Annotated in this window: 14 protein-coding genes; 7 read left to right on the forward strand and 7 right to left on the reverse strand. The window is 38.3% G+C overall.

What is annotated here, in order from left to right; genetic code table 11:
• Positions 1 to 100: 100 nt before the first annotated feature.
• The 5 genes from FN756_RS05920 to FN756_RS05940 all read right to left on the reverse strand — a co-directional run bounded on the left by FN756_RS05920 (position 101) and on the right by FN756_RS05940 (position 5,178).
• Positions 101 to 598, reverse strand: coding sequence for a DinB family protein (locus FN756_RS05920; RefSeq protein ID WP_142602348.1), 498 nt, complete (start codon positions 596 to 598; stop codon positions 101 to 103).
• Positions 599 to 614: 16 nt separating this feature from the next.
• Positions 615 to 1,151 (reverse strand): GNAT family N-acetyltransferase, encoded by a 537-nt coding sequence (locus FN756_RS05925; protein WP_185955197.1) that lies wholly within the window; start codon positions 1,149 to 1,151, stop codon positions 615 to 617.
• Positions 1,152 to 1,250: 99 nt separating this feature from the next.
• On the reverse strand, positions 1,251 to 3,701 hold the full coding sequence (locus FN756_RS05930; protein ID WP_142602352.1) for a hybrid sensor histidine kinase/response regulator: 2,451 nt from the start codon (positions 3,699 to 3,701) through the stop codon (positions 1,251 to 1,253).
• A 35-nt stretch (positions 3,702 to 3,736) separates the two neighbouring features.
• A complete protein-coding gene (locus FN756_RS05935; protein ID WP_142602354.1) occupies positions 3,737 to 4,276 on the reverse strand; it encodes a dihydrofolate reductase family protein in 540 nt (179 codons plus the stop codon).
• Positions 4,277 to 4,518: 242 nt separating this feature from the next.
• On the reverse strand, positions 4,519 to 5,178 hold the full coding sequence (locus tag FN756_RS05940; RefSeq protein ID WP_142602355.1) for an alpha/beta hydrolase family protein: 660 nt from the start codon (positions 5,176 to 5,178) through the stop codon (positions 4,519 to 4,521).
• A 308-nt stretch (positions 5,179 to 5,486) separates the two neighbouring features.
• On the opposite strand from FN756_RS05940, the gene FN756_RS05945 reads away from it, so the two are divergent.
• The 4 genes from FN756_RS05945 to FN756_RS05960 all read left to right on the forward strand — a co-directional run bounded on the left by FN756_RS05945 (position 5,487) and on the right by FN756_RS05960 (position 13,715).
• Positions 5,487 to 7,676 (forward strand): TonB-dependent receptor, encoded by a 2,190-nt coding sequence (locus tag FN756_RS05945; RefSeq protein ID WP_142602357.1) that lies wholly within the window; start codon positions 5,487 to 5,489, stop codon positions 7,674 to 7,676.
• 25 nt (positions 7,677 to 7,701) lie between these two features.
• Positions 7,702 to 11,739: a fibronectin type III domain-containing protein gene (locus tag FN756_RS05950; RefSeq protein ID WP_142602359.1), complete on the forward strand. Its 4,038-nt coding sequence runs from the start codon at positions 7,702 to 7,704 to the stop codon at positions 11,737 to 11,739.
• A gap of 4 nt (positions 11,740 to 11,743) precedes the next feature.
• Entirely contained in the window at positions 11,744 to 12,844 is a 1,101-nt protein-coding gene (locus tag FN756_RS05955; RefSeq protein ID WP_142602361.1) for an SH3 domain-containing protein, read from the forward strand.
• A 142-nt stretch (positions 12,845 to 12,986) separates the two neighbouring features.
• Positions 12,987 to 13,715: a metal-dependent hydrolase gene (locus FN756_RS05960; protein ID WP_142602363.1), complete on the forward strand. Its 729-nt coding sequence runs from the start codon at positions 12,987 to 12,989 to the stop codon at positions 13,713 to 13,715.
• Between the two features lie 18 nt (positions 13,716 to 13,733).
• On the opposite strand, the gene FN756_RS05965 is transcribed toward FN756_RS05960, so the two are convergent.
• Both FN756_RS05965 and FN756_RS05970 read right to left on the reverse strand, forming a co-directional pair.
• A complete protein-coding gene (locus tag FN756_RS05965; RefSeq protein ID WP_142602365.1) occupies positions 13,734 to 14,612 on the reverse strand; it encodes a class I SAM-dependent methyltransferase in 879 nt (292 codons plus the stop codon).
• A 149-nt stretch (positions 14,613 to 14,761) separates the two neighbouring features.
• Positions 14,762 to 16,819, reverse strand: coding sequence for a carboxy terminal-processing peptidase (locus FN756_RS05970; RefSeq protein ID WP_142602367.1), 2,058 nt, complete (start codon positions 16,817 to 16,819; stop codon positions 14,762 to 14,764).
• A gap of 216 nt (positions 16,820 to 17,035) precedes the next feature.
• Between FN756_RS05970 and FN756_RS05975 the strand changes: the two genes are divergently transcribed.
• From FN756_RS05975 to FN756_RS05985, 3 genes are all read left to right on the forward strand, one after another.
• Positions 17,036 to 18,694 carry a M1 family metallopeptidase gene (locus tag FN756_RS05975; protein WP_142602369.1) on the forward strand — a complete coding sequence of 553 codons (1,659 nt, stop codon included), beginning with the start codon at positions 17,036 to 17,038 and terminating at the stop codon, positions 18,692 to 18,694.
• Positions 18,695 to 18,790: 96 nt separating this feature from the next.
• Positions 18,791 to 19,105, forward strand: a complete 315-nt coding sequence (locus tag FN756_RS05980; protein ID WP_221929029.1) for a hypothetical protein — start codon at positions 18,791 to 18,793, stop codon at positions 19,103 to 19,105.
• Positions 19,106 to 19,300: 195 nt separating this feature from the next.
• Positions 19,301 to 19,513: a hypothetical protein gene (locus tag FN756_RS05985; protein WP_142602371.1), complete on the forward strand. Its 213-nt coding sequence runs from the start codon at positions 19,301 to 19,303 to the stop codon at positions 19,511 to 19,513.
• Positions 19,514 to 19,630 lie beyond the last annotated feature (117 nt).

Consider the following 19,630-nt stretch of genomic DNA (forward strand, 5'->3'; position numbering starts at 1 on the left):
AGGTATCCCATCTAGAAAAAACAATAACTTTAGACTTTCGAGAGCTGGGAGGTTTCATATTTTTTGATACTATTCCGATTGCAGGGATCTCAAGTTAATTTTATTCATGAGATTGCTTCCGCAGCAACTGCTTAAATTTATTGATTTGGCGTCGGTGGCGTAAAATGTGCACAATCGCATGTTCCATCATTTGTTCTATGTCGTAGCGCTGGCCCCAGGGGCTGAGTATCTTTTTAGAATCATCAAATTCTTCAAGATCGCCGTCATTAATATTTTTAAATACTTCGGTTGTAAAATAAAAAGCATCATTCAGGTCTTGCTGGAATTCTCCGATGGTTTTTCGAAACAGCAGACTAGGGCGTTCCATGTCCGATCCTTTGAGCTTTTGTATATAAATGGCATATGAATATGCCGCCCTCACCACATGCGCCAAAATGGTTTGTATGGATTTGCAATTGGGATCCAATGTGGTGTTATCAACGATAGTATTCAGTTCGGCCTCAGAAATGTCGCTTATTGTTTGCCGAAGCTCTGAAATTGCTCTTTCATATTCACCAAGCAAGGCGTTTACAGCTCCTTTAGTAGTTGAATGGGTCATTTTGGGAATTTTAGGCTTACTTGTTCATGGGATTAGCCAATGAATAAACAATCATATTGTCTTCAGTGTTCACCATGTTAGCATCGATCTTAAAACCTGTTTTTTCCAACAACCTCCTGGAGTTTAAATTATCAGCTCGCAGATCAGCTACAATGGTTTTAAGTTTCATGGTTTCAAATCCAAATTGAATAACTGCCAGGAGCACCTCTGTCATGATACCTTTTCCCTGAAATTCGGGTAATAACTCATACCCTACTTCGGCCTGAAAACGATCTTCAGACAGGTTCCAAAAGCAGATGGTCCCGATTAACTGAGGAGTGTTTTTAAAGGTAATTGCCCAATAGAAACACTCATTCGTACCTGTTATGATCTTATTGATAAAACTGCGGGCATCTTCGATGGTTTCAGCTTTGGCTCGGTCGAGAAATTCGTTCACACGTTCGTCTGATCTTAGCTTTAGTATTTCTTTCTCATCAGCAAGGCTAAGCTGCCTTAACGCTAAACGTTCTGTACTTAGGCCGGGGAACGGGTTAAATTCGATTTTATTGATCACGATTTTCCTGGATGAATCTCTCCTTAAAATACGCTTAATTTTTTAGAATAATTTAGGCGATCAAAAGCATTGCTACACTCATCACAAATCATTATTGATCTACTCAAAAAGCGTGGTATCGTTTAAAGCATTTTTTATTTTTTCAACAAGCTCATCTGCATCGAAAGGCTTTGACAGGTAATCATTCATACCAAACGACATGCATTTTTCGGATTCACCGGCAAGGGCATGAGCAGTTAAGGCAATAATTGGGATTTGCATTTTTAATTCTTTCCTAATCACTGAAGCGGCTTCATATCCATCCATCAAAGGCATTTGAATGTCCATTAAAATCATATCATATTGACCCCTGTGAACTTTTGAAACGACTTCTATTCCATTTTCAGCAAAATCAGGAACGATATTGTAGGATGAGAGCAAGGACTGAATTAATTTGGCATTAATAGCATTGTCTTCTGCAACAAGTATACGAATAGCACTTAAATCACTTATTTTGTTGGGCTTAGGAACAGTCGAAACAACTGTTGTTCGTTCAAATTCTTTAAAAGGAATTCTTATTGAAAAAGAGGATCCTGTGTGGGGAGCACTTTCTAAAGCAATGGTTCCCTGCATCAGTTCCACTAATTTTTTAACAATACTAAGTCCGAGTCCGGTTCCGCCGTATTCCCTTGAAATGTAATTTTCAGCCTGTTGAAATCTATCAAAAACTAATTGTTGTTTACTTTCGCTGATTCCAATTCCGGAATCAACAACCATAAACTCTACCCAAACATGGTTATTAAGCTGCCTGGAAAAATGAGCTGACACCTTAATGGAACCCTTCGCCGTAAATTTTATCGCATTATTAACCAGGTTAATAATAATTTGAGAAATTCTTAAAGGATCACCAAGCAAGTACGCGGAAATTTGGGGATCACAATCAAAAGAAAGCAAGAGTTTTTTCTCCGTTGCTTTTGGCGACAGTAAAGAATTTATAGAATTGAACACCTCCCTGATGTTTAAAAGGCGCTCTTCAATTACAACCTGCCCCGCTTCTAATTTTGAAATGTCCAAGATATCATTTATGATGCCTAGTAAATTATCTCCGGCAGTGCGAATAATTTGAATGTATTCTCTTTCTTCCGCGTTCTTCTTGTCAATCTTTTCCTCAAGTAATTTTGAGAATCCAAGAATTGCATTCATTGGAGTTCTAATCTCATGGCTCATGTTGGCCAGAAAGGCATCTTTTAGTGCGTTGGATTCCTCTGCCTTCTTTTTAGCAATTTCAAGTTGCCTTTCCATCTCCTTACGATGAGTAATATCATGAAAAGAGGTAAGCGTAAATTTATCGGCGCCGATTTCAATGGGTTGTATGGAGGTAAGCGCCCAGATCTTTTCTCCATTTTTTCGCTGAACAATGTTTTCTGCATCTTTAACATAACCATATTGTTTGTAAAGTGCTTTTGTTCTTTCACGATGCTCTTCCGATACTAAGTTTAACTCTACTGATGTTTTACCAATGGCTTCTTCTTTTGTATAGCCAAAGCTTGCAAGCAGCGACTCATTAACATAAATATACTTCCCATTTTCATTATCGGTTATTGCCATTCCTATAGGATTGCTGTCAAAAATCTGAAAGAAACGGGCATTGCTTTTTCTAAGCTCCTCCACAAAACTGTTAAATTGTTCGGTGCGAAAGGCGATTATTTTTTCAAGGTTTTGGTTGGTTTGAATGACGAGGTTTTCGGCGTCCTTCCTTTTTTTATCTATTCTGTTTAGTGTTTTTGAAGTAGAATAAATGATCGTCAATATAATGAGTATGAACAAAGTGGTATTCAATGCAATGGCGAATTCAACCGAAATAACACTTGAATGATCTTTCGCAATTATTAAGAAACCCAGGGTTAAGACTGCTAAATAAATAGAAGGGAATAGACGACGCGCCATTATGCTCCCCAAGCTAGAACCGGTAAACAACTTACCCATTCCAATTTCTGATTTTAATGAAAGAGTAATGGATAATAGTAAAAATGCAACGGCTGTATGTACGGCCATTGAATCAATAAACGATAGTTTGTAGAAGGAAGGGACTCGGTAGATGTAGGCAGGAATTGCTATAAAGGAAAATATGGAAATGAAATTAATGCCATACTGAGTTATTGTTTTAAAAATTGGATTAGAAAAATTGTATGCAAAAAAACAAAGACCTAGCAGGAAAAAAAAGAATGAGGTAGCCGGAGAAGGCCGCCCCGGCAAATAAGAAATATTTTCTTTAACGATAAGCTGATCAATGCCTAAATCGAAATTGAAGATGCTTTGAGCACTTAAGGCTGCGCCAAATACTAAAAGCAGGGTAGAGCAGGCTATAAAAATTTTCTTCTGTGCATTCAACTCTAAAAGAAACAAACAGCATCCTGACAAAATAAAGCAGAGAGCAGTGTTAAGTTTCATCGTATTGAAACCTGGCAACACCGTTTTAAGCAACTGAATGTCTAGCATCCAGCCAAAACACACGGATATTCCGAGAAGAATAATTAATGCACCTATTAGTAGAATAAAGTTGTTTCGCATAGCATGATTATAGCACTGTTAAAATTGCCATTGTTTTAATTATTGTCGAGTTGATAATGAAGTTGAGCAAGCCCCTTCTCAAACGACTTTGCTGTTATGAGTTTAAGTTTTTGTTCAGGCCTGCCGTCATTGAACAATTTTATACCGCTCCCAACCAAAATGGGAATAACCGAAATAATAAATTCGTCTATTAAACGCTCTTTCAAAAGTGCGTTTACAACTTCTGCACCTCCATCTACAAAAATATTTTTCCCCTCCTCACTTTTGAGTTTGGCTACAAGTTCTTTAAGACTGCCCGTGTAGAAATGAGTTTTACCTATGCTCGGTTGGGAAGTTCGTGTTAATACAAATGTTGTTTTATCGGCGTGAGGAAACTCTGAAACCTGAGTTAAAACCCATTCATACGTTTTTCTACCCAGAATTACCGTATCAACTGAATTGATAAAGTCGGCGTAGCCATAATCTTCTCCCTCTTTTTGAACGATGTCCAAAAAACTCAAATCATCATTAGGTTTGGCAATATAGCCATCTAAACTGGTGGCTATGTACACGATAATTTTTCTTTCAGTCGCCATTTTGCATTCTTTTACGCAACAAAAGTGTCAAATTATTTACCATTTCTTATTAAAAGGAATGTAGGCGATGTTTTCATTGCAAGAAAATAGATATCAAGAATAGTGTTTTTTGATGTTTTAAAGTTATAATATGTTATCTTCCAAACATAACCGAACAACTATTTTGCAATACGCCTATCGAAAAATCAGAAACATTTTATTCTTTTCTTGTTTCTTGTAGTAGCGATAATCGTCAGCAAATTTTAAGTGTTTATAATGCGCTCCAGCCAAGCTTGCGTAGCTCTAGCCAGCACCAACAAGTTATCTTCTTTTTTGGCTTTAAAAGCATGGTTGGCTCCTTCCAGTTTAACGAGTGTGGCTAAGGGCAGCGATGCACAAACCGATTCGATTAATGCCCAAGTTGCCAGTTCATCTCGGGTCCCTTGCAGAAAAAGCATCGGCATCTTAATTTCTTTCAGATGATCGGCACGATCAACAGAAGGCTTTCCAATGGCGTGCAGCGGAAAGCCGAAAAAAACGATTCCTTTCACCTTTACCTCCGGATGCAACGCCAAATACTGTGAACTCATACGCCCTCCGAAGGATTTGCCTGAAACAAACAGTGGAAGGCTGGGGAATAACTCCTGCGCTTTGTTGATAACAGCTTCAATGGTTTTGTGAGCCACCGCCGGAACATCGGGTCTTGCTTTTTTATGTTCTGTAAAAGGGAAATTAAACCGCAGGGTAGCAATACCCAATTCCCCCAGTAATTGTGCTAAGGTTGCTATAAAAGGATGATTCATACCTGCGCCTGCTCCATGTGCCAGTGACATCAAGCAGGTACTGTTCTCCGGAATGATACACTCGGCCGATACTGAACCAATGGATGGGGAAACGGTTATGGAGATGGATTGTGTGTGCATGAGTTGGAGCATTTTCCGTACTAAAATTAAGAAAAAGCATTAAGACAAAAACACACAAATTATCTCGATAATTTGTGTGAGGTCTAAGCTTCGGAATGCAAGGCAGTTTTTTTAAGGAAATCGCAGACGATATGCAATTTTTCGCATCGGACCTCTACAATCCAACAAATTATTTCATTAAATAACTATTATTTATTTTTAATTAATTATTTAAAAAGTATTTATATTTTTAATACAATCTGCCTTTTCTACCTGCTCTCTGTGAAAACAACTATTGAAAAACATTTATAGACCTCTCTATGGGTTTAATGAGATGCTTTCTACAGATTTTTATAATCGGCTGTGTCGACTCGTGTTTATTAATTACCTCCGGGCAAGCCCAAGATCTTACGAGCATAGGAGACGCTAAACCGCTTAAAATTACCGGAAGCATCTCGAATAGCAATATTCTCTATTTTGCAAACGGACTAAATGCCCGCAGGGATCCCTTTAGTTATTATTTCATGGGCAATCTAACCTTAACGCTGTTTGGGTATTCTGCCCCCTTTTCTTTTTCGGTTTCTAATCAAAACCGCCAGTTTCAACAGCCCTTTAATCAATTTTCATTGCATCCCACCTACAAATGGGTAACTGCACATCTGGGAGTAGCGAGCATGAGTTTTTCTCCCTATACCTTGAGCGGCCATATGTTTAACGGCGTAGGTGTAGAGTTAAATCCTCCGGGGAAATTAAAATTAAGCGCAATGGTCGGCCGGCTCCAGAAAGCGGTTTTCCCAGATACCACCAACCTTAACAGTTCTGCAACCCCTGCATTTGAACGTTGGGGTTATGGACTAAAGGCCGGGTATCAAGTTGAGGGCACGCAAATAGAGACCTCATTATTTACCGCAAAAGATGATAAATGGTCATTACCCGTATTATCTGATCAACTTGAAGTGCAACCTCAGGAAAACCTTGCAGCTTCTTTCAATGTTGGCAAGCGTTTTTTCAGGCGATTTAACATTTCGGGAGAGTTGGGCTGGACGGCTATTACCGCTAATTCAAATGCTGCATATAACGGATTAATCCTGGGTGTATTTCACGCTAAAAAAACCACTTCTTATTACAAGGCCTTTAAAACCACATTTGCCTATACAGGCACGAGATACACTGTCAATGCCGGCTATGAGCGTATCGATCCCGGCTACAGAACACTCGGCGCCTATTATTTCAACAATGATCTTGAAAATATAACGGGAGGTTTTACTACTCAATTATTCCAAAGTAAAGTGAACATTAGCGCAAATGCAGGTGTGCAGCGAAACAATTTGGACGGAGCACAAAATAGTACCATGCGTCGGTTAGTAGGGGCAGCGAACGTGACTTTTAATCCCAACAATCGGCTTAATTTCACGGCAGCTTATTCTAATTTTCAAACGTATACCAACGTTCGGTCTGATTTTGACCGGATCAATCAGCTTACTCCATACGAAAACCTTGATACCCTAAACTTCAGGCAGATTTCAAAAAATGCTTCATTGAATACAAATTATGCCTTGTCTACCAAAAAAAATAAGCCTCAGAACGTATCACTGAACTTCGTTTATCAAACCTCTTTCGATAAGCAGGGAAACAACGCCATAAATCAAGGAGGCGATTTTTATAATGTTAATTCTGCTTATACCATTGGCTTTCCGAAAAAGAACATAAACGTTTCGGCCTTTTTTAATCTAAACTACAATAACACAGCTACCATGCAGTCATCCACTTTAGGCCCAACGATTTCAGTTTCAAAAACATTTTTCCAAAAAACACTTAAAACGGCGCTGAATTCTTCTTTTAACTATGCATTTGCCAATTCAAGTCAAGTCAGCCGGATTCTAAATCTTCGTGGTACGGTAAGTTATACCGTACTCAAACAGCACAACCTAAGCTTAAACATAGTAGCTCAAAACCGGATTAACCGCGCCTTGAATGGCACCGCGATCACTGAATTTACCAGCACCCTGTCTTATAATTACAATTTCAATTTGGATAAAAAAGAAAAGGAAAAACTAGTAAATGCACATGAAATGATGAAAAAGAAGGAAGAAGAAGAGCGGGCGATTGAGGCTGCTGCCCGGGAAGAAAAAAGAAAACTGAAGACCAGTGTATTAAGGGAAAAGAAGAAAGCTTTGCATGAACGGGAAACAATCCTATTTCCTATTCCTGCTCTAAGTAGTAAAAAATTAGACATGCCAGATGTAGCAGAAATTAAGAAGAAAGTGATTGTTCAACAAGTAATAAATAAGCGGGAAAGCAAATGGAATGAGAATGATGCAATTGCCACTTATGACGACATGGAGATCGAATCGATTAAAATAAATCAGAAAGGAGATATCATAATCAGAGAGCAAGATGGCAATGTTTTGAAAATAACGGCCAATGCAACCATGTATGAATCAGATATAAAGATTACAGATAAAAAGGGGAATGTCTGGATTATTTTCAAAGACAAAAAAGTAGTGAAAGTGCAATAACAGCATAATAATTAAAAAGTTAACTGTGACTAAAAGAATCATCGCTATCATTTTGGGCTTGCTGTTAAGTGCTGCCGGAGTCATTGCGCAGAATTACCCTGTACAAGTTACACCGGTAATTATGCCTCCCTATTCGCTGTATTTAGCTGACTATGGTGTTTCCGCGGAACGTTTGCAGTTAAGCATTTTACTAAAAGATTTAAACAAGCCTGACTTTGATGCTCGTTTGCGACTTACCATACAAGGAATCAGCAACACTATTCAGCTAGTTACTAAGCCAACCTATCAACCGCAACCGATTAAGATCGAAGGAGGAGTTCCGGTACTATTAACCGGGGCCGACATTGCCGGATATTTTGATTTGAACAACCTAACTATTTCCGGGGCAGCGCAACAGCTGCAACAAAATGGCAAATTGCCCGATGGTGTTTATCGTTTCAGCTTTGAGGTGCTTGATTACTACCAAGGAAGATTGGTGTCCAATAACGGCTCAACACTCATTACTGCATTTTTAAATCAGCCGCCAGTTATTAATCAACCCCAAAATGGAGTAACGCTGAAGGTTATCCAGCCTCAAAACGTTCTTATCCAATGGACACCTCGCTCAACAGCTTCCTTTAACTCCGCTTTTAGTATTTATTACAAGGTGCAATTGGTGGAGCTATGGCCGGAGGGAAGAAATCCAAACGATGCTTTTAACGCTTCTCGTCCTTATTTTGAAACCATTACCGACCAAACACTTCTTGTATATGGCGCAGCTGAACCTCTACTAGAGCCGGGCAGGAGTTATGCCGTTCGTGTGCAGGCCTTAGATGCTGAAGGCCGTGACATGTTTTTGAACAAAGGTTACAGTGAGGTGGTACAATTCCGTTATGGTTCCGCTTGTGAGCCGCCTCGCAATGTAAAGGTTGAAGAAATAAACTCACATTCAATTACAGCAAGCTGGGAGGAAAGTTTCGACATAAACGGCTACAAAGTTCATTATAAGGAACATAATAAACTGGGTGCAGCGTGGTTTGAAGAAAGTACATTTCTTCACCAGTTTGTACTGGAAGGTTTAAAAGCGGGAACAGAATACGACATTGCAGTTTCATCTTCCTGCATGGGTAAAGACGGATATTATGGGCAAACCATCACCGCGAAAACCGTTTTACCGGAGCAAGGGACTTTTATGTGTGGCAATCCTGCTGCATTTATTGAGATCAACAGCAATGATCCCAAAATCATGCTACAGTCAGGCGAAAAGGTGAAATCGGGAGATTTTGATGTAACTATTACCAGCATTCAAGGCCAAAATGGCACTTTTTCAGGGGAAGGAACTGCCTATATCCCTTTCCTTTCTGCATTATTACCGGTTCATTTTGAGAACATCTACATTAACAAAGACAATCAGCTGGTTCGCGGCCTCTTTTATGTCCCTGCCGGCAATAACAAGAAAGGCATTCAGACGCTGGATCGGCAAATTGCCGACGATTGGTTGGCTTCAAATACTGGAACCATTCAAATCGGAAATGCAACTCTCGACATTGCAATACCCATAGAGATTGCTGGGCCGGAAAGCATTGTGTATGTTCCTGGTTCAACAACCGCAACTATAACTGCTACCGATAACAGCACGCATATTGTTCAGGTAAACCCTAATGCATCCTCAACATCTATACAGGATAAAAGTGGTGATATTTATGAGCTGGATAACAAAACCGGAACCGTTAAGAAAGTAGGGAATACTGCTGCCGGAGCATTAGCCGCCGTAAACGGCAACAAATTAAATCTTGAAATAGGAAGCGTAAAATTTGTAAAAGCAAGCCATTTTGAATACGGCTTTGACAGTTACCAAGAAGGAAGAAAAGCAGGTAATTATGAAACGGTAAGTGAAAATTACCTGGCCGCCTGGAAATCCACCGAAGCAGGCCAAAGTGATAAAGTCAGTTTTAGCGTCATAAATGGTAAAGTAAAGCTAGATGAGAAGAAAATACGTTTCATTACCCGTACCGGCATCGAATATTTTGTCGAAAACAAAACGTTAACCATTGCCGGAAGTTCAGCAAACGACGGGCAAGAACTTTATGCGTATTACCCTGAAAATGGCAACGACACCACTAAGGGAAGCAATATCGGAAAGTTGAACGTGGTGAGCTACGCACGAAAAAGCTTAAAACTGGTGTTAGTGCCGGTAGATGGAGCAATACCCAACGTTCTGGAGCTGCAAAACAACCTGAATGATATTTACTCACAAGCAGTAGTTGATTGGAAGGTTAGTGTCTTGACCAATTTCAAAGCTGATAATAAGGCCTTAGGGGGAGATCATGCCTTGGACATAGGCAGCGATGCTTTGTTTACAAGCTACTCTGAAGAGATGAAGACTTTGATTGCTCAACTCAAAACAACCACTGGTTATGACCCTAATTCCTTTTACATTTTTGTAATCGGCAATCCTGGTTCCACAAACGCTGATGTTGGCGGTTATATGCCGCAAGCTAAACATTACGGGTTCGTATTTACCAATATAGCTGTTAATGTTAGTCGCACCATCGCACATGAACTTGGTCACGGAGCGTTTGCGTTAGAGCATCTTGATAATGACAGCGAAAATCTAATGTCGAAAGTAGAGAGTACGGGCGCCGCTCTTTACAAATACCAATGGGATTTGATACATAACCCGAAGATGGTTGTAAGTGAATTCGAGGAGGATGATGAGGGTATGCTGACTATTTCATTGAAAAACATTAAAGCTTATTTAGAAATGATACGTTCAAATCGGATTGCCGGGCACTCCATTTTATTCAAGGCCAACAATTTAAATGTTGAAAACGAATATGAACAGCACAATATTGAATTGGGAAATTACACTTACCCCAACATTAAACTCAGAACGTATGCGAAAAAAGCATCCTATAGTTATAACCCAGCCTTATTTGAAGAGTATTTAGATTTAAAACAAGGTATTTTTACAAATGAAGTATATTATGGAATAGCATTCAATGACATTGAGGAGAATAGATTCATTAAAATATTACTGGAAAAAAGAGATGACAGAGATCGTTTAAGCCAATACCTCTTTGGTGCATGCGATTACCTGGAAAAACTTCAACAAATCCATACTGCTTCGTACAATAAAAAACTTGCTAGCGTAACGTATTCCAATAACTGTTCAGTTTCGGGCCAGGTTAGGCAAATTAATTCCATAGCTTATGATAATCTTTCCTGCGGATTTGGACCAACTGTAAATAAAGGCGAAGCTGTTTTTATTGATCCTTCCAAGTACAAAGCGAACGAACATGGTTTTGATTTTTATGATGGAGACAAGTTGATTTTTTATGTGAGCTATTACAAAGGCAAAACAGATAGCGCTACCTATTCTACTAATTTAATAAAACTGAAGGAGTGGTTGTTTGGAGGGAAGGAGGCGCGATTTGATATAAAGCAGAAATTAAGTTCAGCTCAATTATCAATAAGTAGCGAAGGGCTTTCTGAGTTGATTAAACATGAGGGGAAGGTGAATTATGTATACAATGATGCCAAGGGTGCCAGATCAAGATATTGTAACGAGCATAAAGGACATAAAGAAATTAAAGAAGGAAGTTTTATTTGTGCAGAATCTGAACATCAGGTTATTAAGGATGGGAAAACTAAAACAGGCTATCCAACTATTGGGGTTGGACACCTAATTATTGGCGAAGATGAGTTACAAAAATGGTGCAACAGCCAACCGATTTCAGATATCGATGTAGAAGAGTTACTTAAAACAGATGTTAAAGTTAAAGCAGAAGAATTATTAAAAAATGCAATAAAAAATATACCGGATGCTAAATTAAATCAATGCCAATATGATGCACTAGTTAGTATTATTTTTAATCGAGGCATCGGTGTTGAAAATAAAAAAGGATTTAAAAGTTCTAAATTATGGAAAGAATACTTAAAGAATGGAATCTTCGATAGCGATGACCCAAGAGAAGTTGAAAAAATGAAAGATTTCTTAATTAACGACGGTTCTGGTCAAGCAGGTTCCAATAGAAGAAATGACGAAGCCGATTTATACTTTGGTTGTACATATTTAAAGTAATACGATGAAAATAATACCTAAGCTATATATAATTGCATCAATTGTTTTGTTTTTTAGTAAGTGTTGTTTTTCTCAACACAAAATAAGAATTGGAGAAAAAATAATACAACCTGAAACTGTAAATTCATTTGATTTATGCGGATCTTGGAAAATTATACACAAAGATTATGTAGCAGAGGAAGAACGATCAAATTTCATTAAACCTTTGGAATATATTAATAAGAGTATCTTTTCGACTCGAAAGTCTCAAGGAGAATTGGGCTATGGAGACTATGTTAGTTTTACTGATTCTCTTTATCTGCCCTTTTCGGTTGGTCTGCCAAGTTTAATTGTAAACCCAAAATATAGAAAACAAATTATAAAGATTAATCCAGAAGATGGTGATTATGATCCAAGACTAGGGACTCAAAAATTGTTATCGATTGATGTTTTATGCCCACTGTACTTAGATTCGGAAACTCAGATAGAGTTTTCAATATTGGCATTGTCATCAGATTTAATATGTATAATCTATGATAATACATATGTATATCTACAAAGAGTTATTGGTTCATTTACATGGCATAAAGATAAGAGTGGATTTTTCTATGCAAATATTATGGGTAGCAATGATTTTAAGATTATAATTCCATCAAATAAAAAAACAAACAACAGTTTACTTGAAGTGCTTTTTGTCGACCCGACTAAAAAAAATTTAAAGTATGCTTATGTAGAAAATTTCATTGCTTCTGATTGCAACAATGGAAAAACAAATATTTTATTTCCTCCAAAAAACGAAATGGTATCCTTTGACAGTTGTAAGATTCCAACAAAGAATATTAAAAGCAATATTCTAAGAATTAATGGTGGTACTTATAATCCATTGGATAAATGGCAAGTAAAGTGGCGAATCCTAGAAAATCCATTATTTAAAGGATTGAAGAAGATATATACTCCTAAATCAACCATCTACTCTTCAATAAATCCTCCTAGGCCCACAAAAATGTACCTGATTCAAGGCAACGAAGTAGAGGTCTTGGAAGAAAAAGGAGAATGGATACGGATCCGTTTTTATGGCAAAAAGACAATTGAAGGCTGGATTAAAAGGACTGATGTAACTAAATGATGTGAGCACGTACTCTACTGAGCCTTCAACCATAAGTTGCTTATTAATAATTATTTAGTCATTTTTATAATCAAGTTCGATCAAAAATTATTTTTTTAAAAAGTTAAAAACAATAGCTGATCTACTATCTATAAAACATCTTATGAACCGCACTCAAATACAGTTTCTTGGCCATGCTACTTTTAAAATAACTACACCGGAAGGTAAATCGATTATCGTTGACCCATGGTTGATTAACAACAAGTTTATTCCTGAGGAATATAAAAACCAGCCAAAGATTGACCTGATGCTGGTGACCCATGGCCATGACGATCACTTTGATAATAAAATCGTCGACCTTATTGATCAGTATCAACCCAAAGTAATTGCAAACAGTATTTGCCGCTGGTATTTATTGGAAGAAGGGGTCAATTCAAAATTAATAGAACCTTTAAATCTTGGGGGCACCATTTCATTGCTTGATGTAAAAGTAAGCATGGTAAATGCTTTTCATCTTTCCCATATCAATATTACGAATACCAAAATCGATTATCCACATGCTGCTAACGGATATATTTTGCAGTTATCAGACGATGTTCGGATTTATTTTGCGGGCGACACCTCAATTTTTGGCGATATGAAACTCATTGCCGAGATCTACAAACCCACCATCGCCGTATTGCCCATAGGCGATCGGTTCACCATGGGACCACTGGAAGCGTCTCATGCGATAAGAATGCTGGATGTAAAACATGTTATTCCATTCCACTACGGAACCTATCCCTTCTTAACCGGAACTCCTGAAGAATTGGTAAAACTTACATCCGATATTGAAGGACTTACTATTCATGCTTTGAAAGCAGGGGAGATGCTTGATTGTGGAAATCTATAAAAAGCAGTCCATGTTGTTTTAAACATTCTTTATCAGATAAATCAATGATGAATATTCTCCCGTTTGTTGCGCTTTAAGGTTGGAATGTAATCCGGTGAAGAATGCGGGCAACCATCTTTTTTGTCCGTATTTGTGTTGCTCACTTAGCAAACTAACATAATAAGAATCAAAAATCATTGGTCTGGTTTCGGTTACTTGCATGCTTTCCACACTCACCAACTCATTAATGGATCGCTGTGAGAAATGAAACAAATGGCGAGGAACATCATAGGCCGCCCAATACTTTCCGTAATGAACAGCATCGTATGAATTATAGTTAGGTACCGCTATTACCAAAAGGCCATCAGGTTTAAGCAAGTTTTTTAAACGCGCAATGGTGGCCGGAAGATCAGGCATATGCTCCAATACATGCCACATGGTAATCACATCAAATTGTTCTCCGTTTAACTCTTTTTCAAACAAGGATGGGTAAATATTCTTGCCGGTTTTATTGGAGGCTAATTTCGCCGCCTTTTCGCCAGGCTCAACACCGGTTATTGTCCAGCCGGCCTTCATACATGTTTCAAGAAACGCCCCCGTTCCGCAACCAATGTCTAAGAGCTTGCCTGTTTTCTTATGCTTGCTAATTAAGCGCAGTTTGTTTTTTAAAGCATATTTCCGAACAAGTTGGTACGCTTTTTCAAACAGGCCTTTGTTCCCATCTGTATGTGAGATGTAGGCTTCGCTTTCATAATACTTGCCCAATTCGTCCAAAGGCGGGCGAGGCGTAGTTACCAGCAAACCACTTTGTTCATCTAACAAAATAGTAAACTCTTGCCCGCTAACCGTATGGTCCTTGCAAGTGATAAATTCAACTAAAGGATTATTATGTATTGGCGAATCTTGAACTATATCCATAAAAGGTGTTAATGCTTATTCTAAAGCGCTAAAGTACAAAAGATCATTAAAGGCCGATGCTAATAAAATCATAAATACCGCGATTGCTTCACATAAAAAGCCCCGACCAATTTATTTAGTCGGGGCTTTAAAATTACTTTGTTCTAACGTTACGATTTCGATTTACTCACCAACTCTGAAGTGATTTGCAAACTTTCGTCTTTTATGTAATCATTATTTAATGGCGAACGATCAGCTCCTTTAGCAATGGGTTTGAGGCCTTGTACAACCCGACGGCGATTATAGCGTTCTAAATCTTCTGCTTCTTTTACTTCACGCTCTTTTTTCAGTTCATCTTCATTTAGTACTACTGATTTTTGTGTGCGCGCTTTTTCAACTTCTTTAATGTCTTCCAATAAATATTTATACTCCGGATTGGCTTCCATGCGTTTTTGATGATCTGCCACTAGTTGAGCGTCGATTGGTTTCAGGTTAGCAACAGGAGTATATTTCGCAGGTGCAATTTGATCCCAAGGCAGTGCGGTGGGCTCTGAGCTTTCACCAAACTCACTTGCAGGGAACATGCTAGGAAATTGAATATCAGGAGTAACTCCTTTATGTTGTGTACTTCCTCCGCTAATTCTGTAGAATTTAGCAATTGTCAAATTCAACTGACCTAAGTCCTGATCTTTATTAACTAACTCATTTAATGAAACAGCAGTTTGAACAGTTCCTTTTCCGTAACTCTGTTCACCAACAATTACTGCACGTTGATAATCCTGCATTGCTGCCGCGAAGATTTCAGAAGCTGATGCGCTGAAGCGATTGATCAACACTGTCATCGGACCAGTGTAAACCTCTTCAGGATTTTTATCTTCATTAACCTCCACTTTACCGCTAGCCTCACGAACCTGAACAACCGGACCTGTTTTAATAAACAAACCGCTTAATTCAATAGCTTCTTTCAGCGCCCCCCCGCCGTTGTTACGCAAGTCGATTACAATCCCGTTCACTCCTGCAGCTTTTAGTTTAAGCAGTGCTTTTTTAACATCGCCAGAGGTAGTGTTATAATTTGGATCACCACGACGCATTGCATCCCAATCAATATAAAAATCAGGAATGCTAATTACACCAATCTTATATTTAGCACCATTATAGGTTACTTCTTTTACTTCACTTTGAGTTTTCTGTTCTTCCAGAATTACTTTATCGCGAACCAGTACAACGGTTTTAGGGGTAGAATTCAACTCAGCACCTGATGGCAGTATCTGCAAACGAACAGTTGACCCTTTTGGTCCACGGATTTTTGCAACCGCATCATCAATTCTCCAACCAACAATATCTTCAAATTCACCATCTTTCCCTTGGCCAACAGCCACAATCCTATCATTAGGATGCAGCATTTTACTTTTTTCTGCCGGCCCGCCTTTGGTTAAGTTTATAATTTTTACATAATCATTTTCAGTACGAAGCGATGCTCCTATTCCCTCCAGCGCTTTCGACATATTGATTTTAAAGTCAGCGGATGAGCGTGGAGACAAATAAAGTGTATGCGGCTCTACGGTTTCTGAAAAGGAATTCATGAACGACTCGAAAACATCTTCACTTTTCAGCTTGTTCAATTGCACTTTTAAGTTTTCATAACGTTTCACTAATATTTCCAAAGCTTTCTTTTCATCCTTGCTTTGCAGTTTTTGGCTGATGAATTCATAGCGAACACGTTTGTTCCAGTAATCGTTAATTTCTTGAGTAGTGTTAATCCAAGGCGCTTTCTCGCGGTCAATCACATATACATCATTTGAATCAAGGTTAAGCTTTCCTTTAAGTGTTGCCAATGCATAATCTATGCGCTCACTTAAGCGGTCGGCATAGCGATTATAGATAAAATAGGCCGCGCTCAAGTCGCCTGACTCTAGCTCATCATCAATTTGATACCTGTATTTTTCAAAATCTTTAATGTCGCTGCTCAGTAGGGTAGTGCGCGAACCATCCAAGTTATCAAGGTACTTATCAAAGATTTTTGTCGACAAGGAATCGTCAATTTTTACCTTTTTATAATGATAATTAGCAATAGCGCCCGTAATTATTTTCGAAACCAAAAAGTGTTGTGGCTCGGGCTGTAAATTGAATTTTCCGGAACTAACGTTGTCGGCCAATTTATTCGGAACAGAGGCTTGGCATGAAGTAATGGTTACCGCCAAGGCAATTGATAATAGTCTCTTGATCATCTTCTCAACATTTAAAAACAACGCACAGTTACGATTGTAAAGGGTATAAACTTTAATAGCAAACTCAATATTACAAGTAATTTAAGTACAAAAAAAGAAAGAAATTTGTTTTATATAGCAATTATTACACTGAGTAAAAGTTGTGATACAGGGCAAACAAAAAACAACGAAAATGTTAATCATATATTACATTGCATTGTTTTAACAGTACAACCAATGAATCGTAAACACAAGAATATACACTTAAAATTCTCTTTATTAACCATTGCTGCTTTTGGATTGGCAACTATTTCGGCTTCCGCACAGCTTATGGACGGGCAAAAAAAGCTGACCAGAGCGGATTCCCTGCGTGGAACACTTAGTCCTGAACGAACCTGCTTTGATGTAAAATTCTATCACCTGAATATTAAAGTAGATCCAAAAGCAGAAACTGTTGCAGGCTACAATGACATTTCACTTGAAGCAGAAAATGATTTTAAACGCATCCAGATTGACCTATTCGAGAACATGAAGGTAGATAGTATCACTTGGAAAGGTCAACAACTGAACTACTCACGAGAATACAATGCTGTGTTTATCAACTTTCCGGAAACCATAACCAAGGGCAGCAATCAAACGCTACGCTTTTATTATTCAGGCAAACCAATTGTTGCTGCCCGCGCACCTTGGGACGGTGGCTTTATTTGGAAGAAAGATGCAGCCGGATCTGATTGGGTGGGCGTGGCCTGCCAGGGAACCGGGGCTAGCTTATGGTGGCCCAACAAAGATCATCAAAGTGACGAGCCTGACAGCATGATGATTAGCGTAGCTGTGCCTTCTGATTTAATGGATGTTTCAAACGGCCGCTTGCGTAAAAAGGAGGATTTGGGCAATGGGTTTACACGTTATGATTGGTTTGTAAGCAATCCTATCAACAATTATGATGTTACTATAAACATTGCTAATTACAAGCATTTTAGCGATAAGATTAATAAGTTGGATCTGGATTATTACGTACTGCCTGAAAACCTGGAAAAGGCCAAAAAGCAGTTTCAGCAGGTTAAGCCCATGATCACTTGTTTTGAAAAATATTTCGGAGATTATCCGTTTACTTCCGATGGCTATAAACTGGTTGATACGCATTATTTAGGCATGGAGCATCAAAGCGCCGTTGCTTATGGCAACAAATATACAAATGGCTATTTAGGGAGAGACCTTTATGGATCAGGCATTCAGCTTCGGTTTGATTATATTATCATCCACGAAAGCGGACATGAGTGGTTTGGAAACAGCGTAACGGCTAAAGATATTGCGGACATGTGGATTCATGAAGCCTTTACCAGCTACGCAGAGGCTGTTTATGTAGAATGCATGTATGGACACAACGATTACCTGAAATATGTTAACAGTTTCAAAACACGTGTTTTAAACGATGGCCCGATCATTGGCCCTTATGGTGTAAATCAGGAAGGCTCGGCCGATATGTATCCTAAAGGAGCATTAATGTTAAGTACAATCAGAAGTATTATTGACAATGATGCGGTTTGGTTCAGCATTTTAAAAGGCATCCCTATCGATTTCAGACATAAAACCACTTCCACCGATGAAATAATAACCTATATGAACCGTAAAACCGGAATGGACCTTACCAAAGTATTTTATCAATACTTGAAATATGCACATATTCCTGAACTTCAGCTGAAAAAAGAAGGCAACGCAACCCTTTACCGCTGGAAAGCCGATGTACCCGGATTCGATATGCCTGTTAAGATTGATACCGGCAAAGGCTGGCAATTAATTAAGCCGGGTTCTGAATGGAAAAGGCTGGAAAACATTCAACCTTCGGCTATTAAATTCGCAACAGATCTTTACTATTTTAATGTTTCTAGGCAGTAGATTTAAATTAACTATAACCACAAAAGGCTCATACATAATTACTTGAGCCTTTTTTATTTTCCAGCCTTTGTTATATTTGAGAAAGATTTTGTGAAGATGGAACAACAACTTGGCAATAAACCTTTAGCAACGACTAATGACAGCCGTTATATTCTACTTCCGATTTGTATCATTATGGATCTTATAGGGATGAGTTCATTCACTGTGCCTATTATTGGAGAGGCATTTGACGTGTTTTGGGCGCCCATTTCGGCAGTTGTCTTTTTTGCTATGTTTAAGCGTAAGTTGGGTGTGATCGGAGGAGCATTTAGTTTTCTGGAAGAAATATTACCCGGAACTGATATCATACCTACCTTTACTATTGCCTGGATATTGAAATATTTGGTGAATACTCAAAAAACAATAATTTAGAGTAGACTACATACTTAAACCTATTCAACTGCGTTTATAAAACATGGAAAAATTAGTTAAGAGAATGGTGAAAAATGCGGAACAATTATCATCGCCCGTTCGTACCTTTTTGTTTCGTTGTTATACTTGGATTAATAAATAAGTTTTGATGCCTTTTCAGCTTGTTTTTTCTGTAAAAGTTTTATTTTTGCGTTCATGAGCAGAGCAGATAAGTTAATCCCAAAATTGATGCGCATCAACTTAGCGATCGCCATCTTGCTGTTAATTTCAGCGATCATTGTTTTTTCATCAGGCACTCAAGCAACACAAGCATATTTTATTCAATGTGTTGGCTTTACTATTATGGGAATGTTCGCTATTGAACCAATGGCGATTATTCTGTATTTATATTGGCCTAAAGGAGAATAAATACTCTTATTTAAAATATTTAAAAGCCCCAAACAAGTCGTTTGGGGCTTTTTCATTTCTAAGAGATTGATACTTTCTGCCTTATCCTACACATTTTCTCACAAAAAGATTAACTTT

The sequence above is a fragment of the Solitalea koreensis genome (genome assembly GCF_900182575.1).
Taxonomy (GTDB): Bacteria; Bacteroidota; Bacteroidia; order Sphingobacteriales; family Sphingobacteriaceae; genus Solitalea; species Solitalea koreensis.